Source organism: Streptomyces sp. NPDC026377 (genome assembly GCF_055567715.1).
This window is the reverse complement of record NZ_JBVHPV010000021.1, coordinates 12,181-27,513: the sequence shown is the minus strand read 5'-3', so window position 1 is coordinate 27,513 and position 15,333 is coordinate 12,181. Positions and strand designations below refer to the sequence as shown.

Sequence of the window (15,333 nt, the reverse complement as noted above, 5' to 3'; positions counted from 1 at the left end):
CACCACCGGCCCGCAGCCAAACACCCAGCCCGGCAAGCGCACCCCCCAGGCACAAAAGGGGCCCAGGGCGAAAGCCCCGGGCCCCCTTGGTGTGGCGGCTACGCCGCCAGGAGCTTGCGGACGCGGTCCGCGCCCACCGCCAGCAGCAGCGTGGGCAGACGCGGCCCCGTGTCACGCCCCACCAGCAGGTGGTACAGGAGCGCGAAGAACGTCCGCTGAGCCGTCTTGATCTCCGGCGGCAGCTCCTTGGGCGTGGCGTCCGCCGAGAACCCGGCCTGGACCTTCGGCACGCCGTACACCAGGTGGGTCAGACCGTCGAGCGACCAGTGATCGTCGAGCCCGTCCACGAGCAGCCGCAGCGACTCGCGGGCCGCCTCGTCGAGCGTGGCGAGCAGCTCGGTGTCGGGCTCCTCGCGCACCACGGTCCGCTGGTCGGCGGGGACCTGCGTGTTGATCCACGCCTCGGCCCTGTCGAGCCGGGGGCGCACCTCCTCCAGGGAGGACAGCGGGTTCGCCGGGTCCAGGTCGCTCAGGATGCGCAGGGTCTGCTCGTCGTGGCCGGCGGTGATGTCGGCGACCGAGGCGAGCGTGCGGTACGGCATGGGGCGCGGGGTGCGCGGCAGCTCCCCGGCGGCGGTGCGGGCGGCGCGCGCGTGGGCCGCGGCGTCGGCGGGCAGCGCGCTGCCGTCGGCGACCTTGGCCTCCAGCTTGTCCCACTCGTCGTAGAGCCGCTGGATCTCCTGGTCGAAGGCGATCTTGAAGGACTGGTTGGGCCTGCGGCGCGCGTACAGCCAGCGCAGCAGCTGCGGCTCCATGATCTTCAGCGCGTCGCCCGGGGTCGGCACACCGCCCTTGGACGAGGACATCTTGGCCATGCCGCTGATGCCGACGAACGCGTACATCGGACCGATCGGCTGCTCCCCGCCGAAGATCGACACGATCTGGCCGCCGACCTGGAACGAGGAGCCCGGGGAGGAGTGGTCGACGCCGGACGGCTCGAAGATGACGCCCTCGTACGCCCAGCGCATCGGCCAGTCGACCTTCCAGACAAGCTTGCCGCGGTTGAACTCGCTCAGCCGGACTGTCTCGGCGAAGCCGCACGCGGAGCAGGTGTACGTCAGCTCGGTGGTCTCGTCGTCATAGGCGCTGACGACCGTGAGGTCCTTGTTGCAGCCGCCGCAGTAGGGCTTGTACGGGAAGTAGCCCGCGGAGCCCGTGCCGTCGTCCTCGGCGGCGGCGCCGGAGCCCTCGGCGGCCTCCAGCTCGGCCTCGTCGACCGGCTTCTGGCCCTGCTGCTTCTTGGCCGGGGCCTTCTTGGTGCGGTACTGCTCCAGGATCGCGTCGATGTCGCCGCGGTGGCGCATCGCGTGCAGGATCTGCTCGCGGTAGGCGCCCGAGGTGTACTGCTCGGTCTGGCTGATCCCGTCGTACTCGACGCCGAGATCGGCCAGCGCCTCGGTCATCGCGGCCTTGAAGTGCTCGGCCCAGTTCGGGTACGCCGAGCCGGCCGGGGCCGGGACCGAGGTGAGCGGGCGGCCGATGTGCTCGGCCCACGACTCGTCGACACCGGGGACGCCGTTCGGCACCTTGCGGTACCGGTCGTAGTCGTCCCAGGAGATCAGGTGGCGCACCTCGTGCCCCCGCCGGCGGATCTCGTCCGCGACCAGGTGCGGGGTCATGACCTCACGGAGGTTGCCCAGGTGGATGGGGCCGGAGGGGGACAGGCCGGACGCCACGACGACCGGTTTGCCAGGCGCACGACGCTCCGAGTCGGCAATGACCTCGTCCGCGAAACGGGAGACCCAGTCGGTCTCGGTGCTGCTCTGAGCCACGGTCGGCACGTCCTTCTTTCTCGTACGCCTTGAAGGGCTTGGCCCGCCCATTGTCCCAGACGGAACCACCCCCTCCGGGGTTGCGCGAATTCCCGGAGAAGCGGGAGACGCTCGCATGGGAGAATCCCCCGTACGCATCCCGCCCGCAAACCCTTTCGCGGGCGGCCGACCGACAGGAAACGGAACCCATGGCTTCGGTCCCTTCCCTCGCTTCCACTGTCCAGCAGCGCCTGGCGGACGCTCTCTCGGCAGCCCTGCCGGAGGCCGGCTCCACCGACCCGCTGCTGCGACGAAGCGACCGGGCCGACTTCCAGGCCAACGGCATCCTGGCGCTCGCCAAGAAGCTCAAGGGCAACCCCCGTGAGCTGGCGGCGAAGGTCACCGCCGCGCTGGACTCCGGCGACCTCCTGAAGGACGTCGAGGTCTCCGGCCCCGGATTCCTCAACATCACGCTCACCGACGCGGCGATCACCAGGACGCTGGCCGGGCGCGCCGCCGACGACCGGCTCGGCGTGCCGCTGAAGGAGAACCCGGGCATCACGGTCGTCGACTACGCCCAGCCCAATGTGGCCAAGGAGATGCACGTCGGCCATCTGCGCTCGGCGGTCATCGGCGACGCGCTGCGCGGCATGCTCGACTTCACCGGCGAGAAGACGATCGGCCGCCACCACATCGGCGACTGGGGCACCCAGTTCGGCATGCTCATCCAGTACCTGATCGAGCATCCGGACGCGCTGGCCCCCGCCGATGAGGTCGACGGCGAGCAGGCCATGTCGAACCTGAACCGGGTCTACAAGGCCTCCCGCGCGGTCTTCGACACCGACGAGGAGTTCAAGGAGCGCGCCCGCAGGCGGGTCGTGGACCTCCAGTCCGGTGACAAGGAGACGCTGGAGCTGTGGCAGCGGTTCGTGGACGAGTCGAAGGTCTACTTCTACTCGGTCTTCGAGAAGCTGGACATGGAGATCCGCGACGACGAGATCGTCGGCGAGTCCGCGTACAACGAGGGCATGCCCGAGACCGCCCGCCTCCTGGAGGAGATGGGCGTCGCGGTCCGCTCCGAGGGCGCGCTCGTGGTGTTCTTCGACGACATCCGCGGCAAGGACGACCAGCCCGTCCCGCTGATCGTCCAGAAGGCCGACGGCGGCTTCGGCTACGCGGCCTCCGACCTGACCGCGATCCGCAACCGCGTCGCCGACCTGCACGCGACCTCGCTGATCTACGTCGTGGACGTGCGCCAGTCGCTGCACTTCAAGATGGTCTTCGAGGCCGCGCGACGCGCGGGCTGGCTGACCGACGACGTCACCGCGCACAACATGGGCTACGGCACGGTGCTCGGCGCGGACGGCAAGCCGTTCAAGACCCGTGAGGGCGAGACGGTGAAGCTGGAGGACCTCCTCGACGAGGCCGTCGAGCGGGCCACCGCCGTCGTGCGCGAGAAGGCCGAGAAGGTGGGCCTCAGCGAGGAGGAGATCGTCGAGAACGGCCGGTACGTCGGCATCGGCGCCGTGAAGTACGCCGACCTGTCGACCTCGGCCAACCGCGACTACAAGTTCGACCTGGACCAGATGGTGTCGCTCAACGGCGACACGTCCGTCTACCTCCAGTACGCGTACGCCCGGATCAGGTCGATCCTGCGCAAGGCCGCCGAGGCGACCCCGGCCGCCCACCCGGAGCTCCCCCTCGCCCCGGCCGAGCGCGCCCTGGGTCTGCACCTGGACGCGTTCGGCGAGCTGCTCGCGGAGGCCACGGCCGAGTACGCGCCGCACAAGCTGGCGGCGTACCTCTACCAGCTGGCGTCGCTGTACACGACGTTCTACGACCAGTGCCCGGTCCTCAAGGCCGAGTCGCCGGAGCTGGTGGAGAACCGCCTGTTCCTGTGCGACCTGACCGCCCGGACGCTCCACCGGGGCATGGCCCTGCTCGGCATCCGGACGCCCGAGCGCCTCTGACCGGCCCGCGTACGGGAGCGGCTCGACGACTCACGTCACGAGCCGCTCCCACACGTTGGTGTCCGTCCGGTACTCGTACGCCGGACGCCCCTCGACCGCGCTGCTGTGGAACGGCCTGCCGCCGTCGAGGACCTTGACCTTGCCGGAGCGGTCGCCGCTGCTCCACTCCACCTCCAGGTACCAGGTCACGTCGTGCGCGTCCGTGTGCACATCGAGGTTGAGCACCTGCGGGTCCGTCGTCGACACCTTGTACGGGAAGTCCGTGGCGGGCACCTTCGTGTCGCCCTGCTGGCCCCCGACGGGCTTGGCGACCGGCTGGCCCGCGTCCAGGTCGATGTCGAAGTACTGCGGGGTGACCCCGCCCCCGCACCCCGACCCCATCGAGTACGCGGTCCAGTCGAGCGGCGCCTGGCGCTCGACGACCCGTACGTGCACGGCGTTGATGACGACCGACTCCTGCGTCCGGCCGGTCGCGGTGAGCTGCACCATGAGGTGTCCGCCGTCGACGCCGTTCAGCGCCCGCGCCCAGGAGCGCCCGTCCAGCGGGGCGGGCGGCGGCACCGCCGAGGGCTTCTGGTCCAGCAGATAGAACTTCCCGCAGGGCCCGTCCCACTGGTACGAGCTGACGCCGACGCGCAGCGGGTCCCCGGCCGGGGCGGGCTTGTGCGAGGCGGGCCTGGACGGCCGCGGCGACGAGGACGCCGTACCCGAGGCGGACGCGGACGGGCTCGGTGAGGAGGAGGCGCTCGGCGAGAGCGACTTGGGGGCGGCGGTCCCGGGCAGGGTCTCCGCGCTCGCCCTGGCGTCCGTGACGGTCTCGCTCCCGGCGCCCTTGTCGCCCGTCGGCCCGTTCCCCAGGTTCGCGAAGGCGGCGGCGGGCACGCCGAGCGCGACGACGACCCCCGCGGCGATGAGCGCGAGACGGGTGCGGCGGGTCGTCCGGGGGGTGGTGGCCGGGGGGCGGGTGGTGACGATTTGGGGGGCGGGGTCGGGGTCGGGGCCCGCGGTGGTGGGGGCCGGGTTGGGGTTCGACCGCGACCCCGGTTCCGCTTCCGGTTCCGGTTCTGGGCGTGGCTCCGGGGTCTCGGCGGCAGGGGTCGCGGCGGCCGGAGCGGACTCCTGGGGGGAGTCGGGGGCGGGCCTCGTTGCCGCCCCGGCCGTCCCGGCCGTGGCGGTTCCCGCGCGGGCGCGCCTGCGGGCCTCGTCGGCCAGGATCCAGCGGCGGTGGAGCTCGACCGACTCCTCCCGGGTGGCCCCGCAGAGCCGGGCGAGCCGGTCGACGGGGGCGTACTCATTGGGCACGGCGTCACCGTTGCAGTACCGGTGGAGCGTCGACGTGCTCACGTGGAGCTTGCCCGCGAGGACGCCGTAACTCCGTCCCGAACGGTCCTTCAACTCCCTGAGCAATGCCGCGAAATCCTCGGACTCAGCCGTAGCCACGAGCCGTTTCCCTCCCCTGTCCGTCCCGGGAACGCGTTCCAGGGGAAGGCAGTTTCCCCAGGTCAGAGCGTGTTCCCGCGTTCCAGCTTCCCCCATTGTCCCTTGCTGATTGCGGTGGGCGCAGACCGGCCCGCAAGGTGAGTGCAGCAACCAGCCAAACCGGCCCACCGGGGGGAGCAGGCAATGCGATTCCGTATCCGGGTCAACCTGGCGGACTCGATGGCCGCCGCGATGCTGGCCGCCTCGGTGGCCACCGTGATCGCGCTGGTCCTCAGTCTTCAGAACTGACCGCGGCCACACACCGCTCGTCACCACGCACCACTCACGTACGACTCACGCACCTAGCAACGGGGAGCCGATCCACCATGCGTACCAACCTCCGCATCACCGCCGCCGCGACCACCGCGCTCATCGCCGCACTGTCCCTCACCGCCTGCGGCAGCGACTCCGGGCCGAAGGCGGCGGACAAGGCGTCCACGCCTTCCGCCTCGGCGCCCGCCTCCACGCCGGCTTCTTCGACCGGCGGGGACACGGCCGGGACGACGGGGGGTACGGGTTCGGCGGGCGGCTCCGGCTCGGCCGGCGGTGGCCACGGGACGGCCAAGCCGGCCAAGTCCACCGGCAAGCACACGGGGGGCCAGTCCGGGTCCGGTTCTTCCGGTTCCGGTTCCGGTTCCGGCGCTGGCTCGTCCAAGCGCGTCACCTGCACCGGCTCCAACGTGAAGCTGACGGCGACGCCGGTCTCCCGTCCGATCAACCACGTCCTGCTGACGGCCACCAACATCGGCAAGACGGTCTGCGACGCGTACGACGCTCCGGCGGTGAAGTTCTCCAACGCCCAGTCGCCGATCCCGGTCGACAAGGACACGATCCCGCAGGCGGTGGTCTCGCTGGCGCCGGGCCAGTCGGCGTACGCGATGGTGCGCACGCAGGGGGAGCCGGACGGGACCGACCCGTACATGACGAGCCAGGTCGTCGTGTACTTCCGGGGGGCGGTCGGCATGGAGTCCGTGGGGCGCTCGGCGTACGCGTCGCTGCCGAAGCCGGTGGGGGTGGTGGATGCGCAGGCGATGGCGACGTACTGGCAGGCGGATCTTGGGGCGATCAGCGCGTGGTAGCCCCCTCCGGGGGAGAGCCCCCCACCCCGCCCCTTCCCTAAACCCTCCGGGGGCGGGGGTGGGCCCCAAGCCCCCTGTTCGTCTGCGGACCGTGCTGGGTTGCTCGCGCAGTTCCCCGCGCCCCTGGGCAGTCAGGGGCGCGGGGAACTGCGCGCTCAGCCACAGACAACCCGCAGACGACCACCGGCCCCCCAAGGGGCGCGAGGAACGGCGCGAGCAACCCAAGACGACCCGCACCCGAAGTCCCGACCCGATAAGGGGCGCGGGGAACTGCGCGACCAGCCCACCACCGCCCCGCAGCCAAATACCCGGCCCAATAGGGGCGCGGGGAACTGCGCGAGCAACCCACCACCCGCCCGCACACGAACCCCCGGCCAAACGGGGATGCGGGCAACCCTCCCCCACCCCCCTCGTTAACCCGGGAAACATCAACCAGGGAAGTGGGTGGCTGTGCGCCGGCACGAGGAGTGGTGGGGGGAGGGCGACGGGGCCGTGCGGGCGGAGCTCGCCGTGCACCCCGCCGCCACATGGCTGTACATCGGCGAACCCCACGGCATCCTCCGCGTCCCCCTCGGCGGGGACGGCCGCCCGGAGGCCCCCGCCGAATGGACCCCGGGCATCCGCCCGTACGGGCTCGCGGTGGACGCGAAGGGCGCCTGCCTGTACGTCACCGACCCGCCCGGCGGACGCCTGCTGTGGCACGCCCTCGACCCCGCAGGACGCCCCGTACGCCATGTCGGCTGGCAGGAGTACACCCCCACGGGCGCGGACCCCGCCGCAACGGCCGTGGCCCACCCCGCCCTCCCCCTCCTCTACTTCGCCGACCGCACGGAGAACCCGGCCGTCACCCGTCTGCCCCTGGGCCCCGGCGGCCGGCCCGACGACGAAGGCACGACCGCGCTCCGGGTACGCGGCGCCGCCCCGCTCCACAAGGGCCTCGCCGTCCACCCGGCCGGCACCCACCTCTACGTGAGCGACCCGGACGGCCACGCCCTGCACGTCCTCCCGCTCCGCCCGGACGGCCACGCCGACCCCGAAGCCCCCGAAGGGACCGAAGGCCCTGCAAGGCACTCCCCCGTCCTCCAGGTGCCGTCCGCCCCGGGCCCCCTCGCAGTCCACCCGTCGGCCCGCTGCCTCTACTTCGCGGACCGTGAGACCGGCGCGCTCCACCGCGCCGCCCTCACCCCCGACGGCCCGCTCGACCCGGGCGCCGAACCCGAGCGGCTGCCGGGCCTGACGGTCCCGCGCTGCACGGGCGTCGCGGTCCACCCCCGGGGCACGTACCTCTACGCCTGCACGACGGTCACACTCACCGTGACGGCCCTGGACCCGCGCACGGGCCTGCCGTCCGGGCGCCCGGTCACCCTCCCGCTGCCGCGCCGCCGACCGTGACGGTGATCTCGTGCACCGAGTTGCGCACCCCCGGCGGCGGCTGGACGCGCCCGTCGCGGTCGGTGGCGCGGGCGCGGACGCGGTGACGGCCGGGCGGCAGCCGCAGGGTGAGGGTGAAGGGCTGCCAGGCGGGGTCGGGCCCGAGCGGTTCGAGCGCGGCGGGGAGCCAGGGCCCGTCGTCCACGCTCACATCGAGCGAGACGACCTCCCCGACGCTCCACGCCCGCCCCACCAGCTCCACGTACTCCCCGGGCAGCTGCTCCCCGTCCGCCGGGCTGAGGATCTTGCTGCCGACGTCGACCGCGCGTACGGGACGGGCCGTGGACTCGCCCGGGTGGACGCGCGTGTAGAAGCGCGTGGTGAACATGTGGTCCGGCCGCTCCTCGGCCAGGACGATCCGAGCCAGCCACTTCACCGAGTTGGTGCCGAACATCCGGGGCACCACGGTCCGCAGCGGATGTCCGTGCCGGACGGTCAGCGGCTCGCCGTTCATCTCGTACGCGAGGAAGACGTCCCGCCGGGCGGTCTCCAGGGGCAGGTCCTTCACGTACGACAGCCCGTCCTCGCCCGCGAACGAGCCGGTGTCCGCGCCCTCGAACCACACGTGCCGCGCGGAGGCGAGCGGCCCGGCCCGGTCGAGGAGCACGGAGAGGTCGAAGCCGGTCCAGCGGAGGTTGGCCACGGCCCGGGTCGGCACGTCCGGCCGGAAGGGGTTGCCGAAGCACTCGTGGAACGCGGTGAAGCGGCGCGCGGGCAGCGCGAGGACGTCGTCGAGGCCCAGCCTCAGCGGCCGCTCGACGAGCCCTTCCACGGACAGGCTCCAGGAGCCGACGTCGAGGTCGGGCACGCCGAGATGGGCGCGGACGAAGACGTGGTCGACGGGGGTGAGGTAGTCGGTGACGTCCGCGAAGTCCCGTACGTCCAGTGCCTGTTCACCCATCGCCCGCCCCCGTCGCCGTTTACAGCTTGCGGGCGACCTCCGTCGCCCAGTACGTCAGGATCATGTTCGCACCGGCCCGCTTGATTCCCGTCAGAGTTTCGAGAATGGCGCGATCGCGGTCGATCCACCCCTTCTCGGCGGCGGCCTCGACCATCGCGTACTCCCCGCTGATCTGGTACGCGGCGACGGGCACGTCCACGGACTCGGCGACCTTGGCCAGGACGTCGAGGTACGGTCCGGCCGGCTTGACCATGACCATGTCGGCGCCCTCCTCCAGGTCGAGGGCGAGCTCGCGCAGGGACTCGCGGACGTTGGCGGGGTCCTGCTGGTAGGTCTTGCGGTCCCCGCGCAGGGACGAGCCGACGGCCTCGCGGAAGGGGCCGTAGAAGGCGGAGGAGTACTTCGCGGTGTAGGCGAGGATGGAGACGTCCTCGTGGCCGGTCTGGTCCAACGCGTCGCGGACGACGCCGACCTGACCGTCCATCATGCCGCTGGGGCCGACGGCATGGACGCCGGCGTCGGCCTGGACCTGGGCCATCTCGGCGTACCGCTCCAGGGTGGCGTCGTTGTCGACGCGGCCCTCGTCGTCCAGGACACCGCAGTGGCCGTGGTCGGTGTACTCGTCGAGGCAGAGGTCGGACATGACGACGAGGTCGTCGCCGACTTCCTCCTTCACGGCCCGGATGGCGACCTGGAGGATCCCGTCCGGGTCCGTTCCGGCGGTCCCGAGGGCGTCCTTCTTCTCGTCCTGCGGCACCCCGAAGAGCATGATCCCGGCGACACCGGTCTCGACGGCCTCCACGGCGGCCTTGCGCAGGGTGTCGAGCGTGTGCTGGACGACGCCGGGCATGGCCTGGATCGGAACGGGCCGGTCGATGCCCTCGCGCACGAAGGCGGGGAGGATCAGGTCGGACGGGTGCAGCCGGTTCTCGGCGACCATGCGGCGCATGGCGGGGGTGGTGCGGAGCCGCCGGGGGCGGGCGCCGGGGAAGGATCCGTAGCTCATGCCCCCACGCTACGCCGCATCCCACCCCCTTTTCCCCCCACCCCGTCCCTCCCCGAAACCCCTCTGGCGGGCACCTGAATCCGGGTGTTTGCCCGCGGGCCGGTGGGCGGCCGATCGCGCGGTTCCCCGCGCCCCTTCGGGGCCCGGTCTGTGGCTGCGGGTCGTGGATGGCTGAGCGCGCGGTTCCCCGCGCCCCCAACTGCCTAGGGACGCGGGGAACTGCGCGAGCAACCCACCACGGTCCGCCGACGAAGGAGGGGCCCCGGGGCGCGGCCCCGCCGGGGTTGGGAGCCCGGGGCCGCCGGGGTTGGGGGTCTGCCCCCGGGAGTGCCCGCCCGGCCCCCGCCCCCGGAGGGGCTCCCCCCGGAGGGGCACCTCACGTCGTGCGGCGCCGCCGCGCCCCAGGACGCCGCTCGCTCGGGCGGGTCACATGCTCCCCCGCCTCCACGGCGGCATCCCGCCGAGCCGCCCCGAACTGCGCCAACGCCTCCGCCAGCTTCAGCACCGACGGCTCGGGAGCCATCACGTCCACCCGCAGCCCGTGCTCCTCGGCCGTCTTCGCCGTGGCCGGGCCGATGCACGCGATCACCGTCACGTTGTGCGGCTTGCCCGCGATCCCGACCAGGTTGCGGACCGTCGAGGACGAGGTGAACAGGACGGCGTCGAAGCCACCGCCCTTGATCGCCTCGCGCGTGTCCGCCGGCGGCGGCGACGCCCGTACGGTCCGGTACGCCGTGACGTCGTCCACCTCCCAGCCCAGCTCGATCAGACCCGCCACCAGCGTCTCGGTGGCGATGTCCGCGCGCGGCAGGAAGACGCGGTCGATCGGGTCGAAGACCGGGTCGTAGGGCGGCCAGTCCTCCAGGAGGCCGGCCGCGGACTGCTCGCCGCTCGGGACGAGGTCCGGCTTCACGCCGAACTCCACCAGCGCCGCCGCGGTCTGCTCACCGACCGCCGCGACCTTGATCCCCGCGAACGCCCGCGCGTCGAGCCCGTACTCCTCGAACTTCTCCCGCACCGCCTTCACGGCGTTGACCGAGGTGAAGGCGATCCACTCGTAGCGGCCCGTCACCAGGCCCTTGACCGCCCGCTCCATCTGCTGCGGGGTGCGCGGCGGTTCGACGGCGATGGTCGGCACCTCGTGCGGCACAGCGCCGTAGGAACGCAGCTGGTCGGAGAGGGACGCGGCCTGCTCCTTCGTCCGCGGTACGAGCACCCGCCAGCCGAACAGCGGCTTGGACTCGAACCACGACAGCCGGTCGCGCTGGGCCGCGGCGGTGCGCTCCCCGACCACGGCTATGACCGGCTGGTGCCCGTCCGGGGACGGCAGCACCTTCGCCTGCTTGAGGACCTGCGCGATGGAGCCGAGCGTGGCGTTCCAGGTGCGCTGGCGCGTGGTCGTACCGGCGACGGTGACCGTCATCGGGGTGTCGGGCTTGCGGCCCGCCGCGACGAGTTCGCCGGCCGCCGCCGCCACCGTCTCCAGGGTCGCGGAGACGACGACCGTGCCGTCGCTCGCGCCGACCTCGGTCCAGCAGCGCTCGCTCGCGCTGCGCGCGTCGACGAAGCGGACGTCGGCGCCGCTGGGGTCGCGGAGCGGGACACCGGCGTACGCGGGTACGCCCACCGCCGTCGCCACACCGGGCACGACCTCGAAGGGGATGCCCTCCGCGGCGCAGGCGAGCATCTCCTCGCCCGCGCTGCCGTCGAGCCCGGGGTCACCGGAGACGGCACGGACGACCCGCCTGCCGGAGCGCGCGGCCTCCATGACAAGATTGGCCGCGTCCCGCAACACGGGGACATCGAAGGTGCTGCCGGTCGCTGACGTGTCGTCAACTACCGTCAGCTGAGGCGTGTCCACACCTGCCCGCGCATGCGCGCGGACCACGTCGAGCACAGCCGGCTCGGCGATCAGGACATCGGCCGACGCCAGCGCTTCCACGGCGCGCAGCGTCAGCAGTCCCGGGTCTCCGGGGCCGGCACCGAGGAAGGTGACGCACCCGTGCGCGGAGACGGCGGGAAGGTTCGAGGACGTGGTGGGGTTCAAAGTGCTCGCTCCCCCATAAGACCGGCCGCACCCTTGGCAAGCATCTCGACCGCGAGTTCGCGACCGAGCGCCACGGCTTCGTCGTGCGACGCAGGTACGGGACCGGTGATGGACAACTGCACCAGCGTCGAGCCGTCGGTGGTACCGACGACGCCGCGCAGGCGCATCTCATGAACAATCTGTCCGTCGGCCTGGGGGTCCCCCTGCCCGGACGGAGCCGAGACGGGAAGAAGGTCGGCGTAGGCACCCACGGGTGCGGAACAGCCGGCCTCCAGGGCGGCGAGCAGGGACCGCTCGGCGGTCACGGCGACCCGGGTGTACGGGTCGTCGAGCTCGGCGAGCGTGGCGGCGAGGCCGGCATCGGCTGCCGTGCACTCGATCGCCAGTGCCCCCTGGCCGGGGGCGGGCAGCATGGTGTCGGCCGACAGGAAGTCGGTCACCTCGCCGGTCCTGCCGATGCGGCTGAGCCCTGCGGCGGCGAGTACCACCGCGTCGAGCTCCCCGGTGTGCGCGAACTTGATCCGGGTGTCGATGTTCCCCCGGATCGGCACGGTCTCGACGGCCAGACCGTGGCTGCGCGCGTAAGCGTTCAGCTGGGCCGTGCGCCGGGGCGAGCCGGTGCCTATGCGGGCCGGGCGGCCCTCGCAGGCGGCGGCCAGCTCGGTCAGGGTGAGCCCGTCGCGCGCCACCAGCACGTCGCGCGGGTCCTCGCGGACCGGCACGGCGGCCAGGACGAGGTCGTCGGGCTGCGCGGTGGGCAGGTCCTTGAGCGAGTGGACGGCGAAATCGACGTCGCCGCGCAGCAGCGCGTCGCGCAGCGCGGTCACGAAGACACCCGTCCCACCGATCTGCGCCAGGTGCTCGCGCGAGGTGTCGCCGTACGTGGTGATCTCCACCAGCTCGACCGGACGCCCGGTCAACCTCCGTACGGCGTCGGCCACCTGGCCGGACTGGGCCATGGCGAGCATGCTCCGCCTGGTCCCCAGCCTCAGTGCTTTCTGGGTCATGACCGCCCTCGGTTCTTCGCGTCTCGGTTCTTGGCCTCGACGTCGTTCAGGTCGGCCCGTGACACGGCGGCGACCGTCTCCGGGTCGAGGTCGAAGAGTGTGCGCAGCGCGTCCGCGTACCCGGCGCCGCCGGGCTCGGCCGCGAGCTGCTTGATCCGCACGGTCGGCGCGTGCAGGAGCTTGTCGACGACGCGGCGCACGGTCTGGGTGACCTCGGCGCGCTGGCGTTCGTCCAGGTCGGGCACGCGTCCCTCCAGTCGGGCCACCTCGCCGGCCACCACGTCGGCGGCCATCGCACGCAGGGCGACGACGGTCGGGGTGATGTGCGCGGCGCGCTGGGCGGCGCCGAAGGCGGCGACCTCGTCGGAGACGATGGCGCGCACCTGGTCGACGTCGGCGGCCATCGGCGCGTCGGCCGACGCCTCGGCGAGCGACTCGATGTCGACCAGGCGCACCCCGGGGATGCGGTGGACGGCGGCGTCGATGTCGCGCGGCATGGCGAGGTCGAGCAGCGCGAGCCGGACGGGGCCGGACTGCGCGGGGATGCGGGTGCGGGCGGCGGGCCGGGCGCCGGTGGCGTTCTCGGCCCAGCTGCCGTGCAGCTCCAGGGAGTCGGCGTCGACGGGCTCGCCCCGCTCGCGCACGGCGTCGGCCTCGGCGACCGCGCTGTACGCGGCGAGCGAGGCGCCCGCGGCGGCCGTCGCGGCGAAGTCGGCGGGGCAGCCCGCGGGGGCGGCGGGCGCCTGACCCGGGGCGGCGGCGGCCTGGGCGCCGACGGCCTCGCCGACGGCCTGGGCGTCCAGGACCAGACCGGTCGCCCCGGTGCAGGAGACGGCCACGTCGACTCGTGTCAGTTCGCGCGCCACGTCACCCATCGCCACCGCGCGGGCGGGCGTGCCGGACTCCGTGAGGATCTCCACCAGGCGCTCGGCGCGGGCGGACGTGCGGTTGGCGACGATCACCTCGCGCACCCCCGCGCGCGCCAGGGTGGCCGCGGCCAGCGAGGACATCGAGCCGGCGCCGATCACCAGGGCGCGCTTGTCCTTGGCCCAGGTCTCCACCGGCGTGCCCTGGGCGATCTGCTCCAGGCCGAAGGTGACCAGGGACTGCCCGGCCCGGTCGATGCCGGTCTCGCTGTGGGCGCGCTTGCCGACCCGCAGGGCCTGCTGGAAGAGGTCGTTGAGCAGGCGCCCCGCGGTGTGTAGCTCCTGCCCCTGCGCCAGGGTGTCCTTGATCTGGCCGAGGATCTGGCCCTCGCCCACGACCATGGAGTCGAGTCCGCACGCCACCGAGAAGAGATGGTGGACGGCCCGGTCCTCATAGTGCACATAGAGATACGGAGTGAGCTCCTCCAGGCCGACGCCGCTGTGCTGGGCGAGCAGCGTGGAGAGCTCGGCGACACCCGCGTGGAACTTGTCCACGTCCGCGTACAGCTCGATGCGGTTACAGGTGGCGAGCACCGCCGCCTCGGCCGCGGGCTCCGCGGCGAGGGTGTCCTGAAGCAGCTTGACCTGCGTGTCCGCCGAGAGCGATGCCCGCTCCAGGATGCTGACGGGTGCGCTGCGGTGGCTGAGGCCGACGACCAGGAGGCTCATGCCGGCATCACGGCGGGCATGTCCCCGTCGGGTCCCTTCCGGTCCACGGCCGCGCCACCGCGCACCACGGGCGCCACGATGTCGGCGGCCTCCGCGGCGGCGGCGTCCTCACCGGCCTTGCGCTGCTCGTGGAAGGCGAGGATCTGCAGCTCGATGGAGAGGTCGACCTTGCGTACGTCCACGCCCTCGGGCACCGACAGGACCGTCGGCGCGAAGTTCAGGATGGAGGTGACCCCGGCGGCGACCAGGCGGTCGCAGACCGGCTGCGCGGCGCCCGCCGGCGTCGCGATGACACCGATGGAGACACCGTTGTCGCTGATGATCTTCTCCAGCTCGTCGGAGTGCTGCACCGGGATCCCGGCGACGGGCTTGCCCGCCATCGCGGGGTCCGCGTCGATCAGCGCGGCGACCCGGAAGCCTCGGGAGGCGAAGCCGCCGTAGTTGGCGAGGGCCGCGCCGAGGTTTCCGATGCCGACGATGACGACGGGCCAGTCCTGGGTGAGGCCCAGCTCGCGGGAGATCTGGTAGACGAGGTACTCGACGTCGTAGCCCACGCCCCTGGTCCCGTAGGAGCCGAGGTAGGAGAAGTCCTTGCGCAGCTTGGCGGAGTTGACCCCCGCGGCCGCGGCCAGCTCCTCGGAGGAGACCGTGGGTACGGAGCGCTCCGACAGTCCGGTCAGCGCACGCAGATACAGCGGAAGCCTGGCGACGGTGGCCTCGGGGATTCCTCGGCTACGGGTCGCCGGTCGGTGAGTTCGGCCAGTTGCCACGGTGCTCCTGCGGGATGAGCGAGGCAGGCGGCCATGTGTCCCAGGACCGCCCCGTCGAATGCAGGCTATGTCTTTGTGAACGCGTGCACAAAGATGGTGTCCGCTTTGTCCGAGCAAAGTGACCGGGCTCACGCGAACCGGTGCCGATTTCCGGGAACCGACAGCGAAGTCGACCCGTTGAAGACCCGAAGGGGGCAAAACCGTACACACCTCTCCACGATGTCACCCCCGAACGCG

11 protein-coding genes are annotated in these 15,333 nt (G+C 72.5%); 3 read left to right on the top strand and 8 right to left on the bottom strand.

The window, feature by feature from the left end:
- Positions 1 to 98: 98 nt before the first annotated feature.
- On the bottom strand, positions 99 to 1,841 hold the full coding sequence (lysS, locus tag ACZ4MU_RS31040; RefSeq protein WP_467882873.1) for a lysine--tRNA ligase: 1,743 nt from the start codon (positions 1,839 to 1,841) through the stop codon (positions 99 to 101).
- Positions 1,842 to 2,020: 179 nt separating this feature from the next.
- On the opposite strand from lysS, the gene argS reads away from it, so the two are divergent.
- On the top strand, positions 2,021 to 3,781 hold the full coding sequence (argS, locus tag ACZ4MU_RS31035; RefSeq protein WP_467882872.1) for an arginine--tRNA ligase: 1,761 nt from the start codon (positions 2,021 to 2,023) through the stop codon (positions 3,779 to 3,781).
- Between the two features lie 30 nt (positions 3,782 to 3,811).
- Here argS and ACZ4MU_RS31030 read toward each other — a convergent pair whose 3' ends face one another.
- Positions 3,812 to 5,221, bottom strand: a complete 1,410-nt coding sequence (locus ACZ4MU_RS31030; protein ID WP_467882871.1) for a helix-turn-helix domain-containing protein — start codon at positions 5,219 to 5,221, stop codon at positions 3,812 to 3,814.
- A gap of 365 nt (positions 5,222 to 5,586) precedes the next feature.
- Here ACZ4MU_RS31030 and ACZ4MU_RS31025 point away from each other — a divergent pair, with 365 nt between their 5' ends.
- Together ACZ4MU_RS31025 and ACZ4MU_RS31020 are read left to right on the top strand one after the other, a co-directional pair.
- Positions 5,587 to 6,339, top strand: a complete 753-nt coding sequence (locus tag ACZ4MU_RS31025) for a DUF4232 domain-containing protein (protein WP_467882870.1) — start codon at positions 5,587 to 5,589, stop codon at positions 6,337 to 6,339.
- Between the two features lie 444 nt (positions 6,340 to 6,783).
- Complete coding sequence (locus ACZ4MU_RS31020) at positions 6,784 to 7,731, top strand: lactonase family protein (protein WP_467882868.1); 948 nt, start codon at positions 6,784 to 6,786, stop codon at positions 7,729 to 7,731.
- On the opposite strand, the gene ACZ4MU_RS31015 is transcribed toward ACZ4MU_RS31020, so the two are convergent.
- From ACZ4MU_RS31015 to ACZ4MU_RS30990, 6 genes are all read right to left on the bottom strand, one after another.
- Positions 7,700 to 8,671, bottom strand: a complete 972-nt coding sequence (locus ACZ4MU_RS31015; RefSeq protein ID WP_467882867.1) for a molybdopterin-dependent oxidoreductase — start codon at positions 8,669 to 8,671, stop codon at positions 7,700 to 7,702. The two genes, ACZ4MU_RS31020 and ACZ4MU_RS31015, sit on opposite strands and share 32 nt — an antisense overlap.
- Before the next feature lie 19 nt (positions 8,672 to 8,690).
- Positions 8,691 to 9,677: a porphobilinogen synthase gene (hemB, locus tag ACZ4MU_RS31010; protein WP_467882866.1), complete on the bottom strand. Its 987-nt coding sequence runs from the start codon at positions 9,675 to 9,677 to the stop codon at positions 8,691 to 8,693.
- Between the two features lie 376 nt (positions 9,678 to 10,053).
- Entirely contained in the window at positions 10,054 to 11,724 is a 1,671-nt protein-coding gene (locus ACZ4MU_RS31005; RefSeq protein ID WP_467882864.1) for a bifunctional uroporphyrinogen-III C-methyltransferase/uroporphyrinogen-III synthase, read from the bottom strand.
- The gene (hemC, locus tag ACZ4MU_RS31000; protein ID WP_467882863.1) at positions 11,721 to 12,731 is read right to left on the bottom strand and encodes a hydroxymethylbilane synthase; all 1,011 of its coding nucleotides are present in this window, start codon (positions 12,729 to 12,731) and stop codon (positions 11,721 to 11,723) included. Before hemC ends, ACZ4MU_RS31005 begins: the two co-directional genes overlap by 4 nt.
- The gene (locus ACZ4MU_RS30995; RefSeq protein WP_467882861.1) at positions 12,728 to 14,326 is read right to left on the bottom strand and encodes a glutamyl-tRNA reductase; all 1,599 of its coding nucleotides are present in this window, start codon (positions 14,324 to 14,326) and stop codon (positions 12,728 to 12,730) included. The genes hemC and ACZ4MU_RS30995 overlap by 4 nt, the downstream gene beginning before the upstream one ends.
- Positions 14,323 to 15,096, bottom strand: a complete 774-nt coding sequence (locus ACZ4MU_RS30990) for a redox-sensing transcriptional repressor Rex (protein ID WP_467882860.1) — start codon at positions 15,094 to 15,096, stop codon at positions 14,323 to 14,325. Before ACZ4MU_RS30990 ends, ACZ4MU_RS30995 begins: the two co-directional genes overlap by 4 nt.
- Between the last annotated feature and the right edge of the window lie 237 nt (positions 15,097 to 15,333).

Bases quoted from the DNA above. Each gene is read 5' to 3' on its own strand.
- ACZ4MU_RS31015 (WP_467882867.1), bottom strand. From the start codon at position 8,671: ATGGGTGAACAGGCACTGGACGTACGGGACTTCGCGGACGTCACCGAC.
- hemC (WP_467882863.1), bottom strand. From the start codon at position 12,731: ATGACCCAGAAAGCACTGAGGCTGGGGACCAGGCGGAGCATGCTCGCC.
- hemB (WP_467882866.1), bottom strand. From the start codon at position 9,677: ATGAGCTACGGATCCTTCCCCGGCGCCCGCCCCCGGCGGCTCCGCACC.
- ACZ4MU_RS30995 (WP_467882861.1), bottom strand. From the start codon at position 14,326: ATGAGCCTCCTGGTCGTCGGCCTCAGCCACCGCAGCGCACCCGTCAGC.
- ACZ4MU_RS31025 (WP_467882870.1), top strand. From the start codon at position 5,587: ATGCGTACCAACCTCCGCATCACCGCCGCCGCGACCACCGCGCTCATC.
- argS (WP_467882872.1), top strand. From the start codon at position 2,021: ATGGCTTCGGTCCCTTCCCTCGCTTCCACTGTCCAGCAGCGCCTGGCG.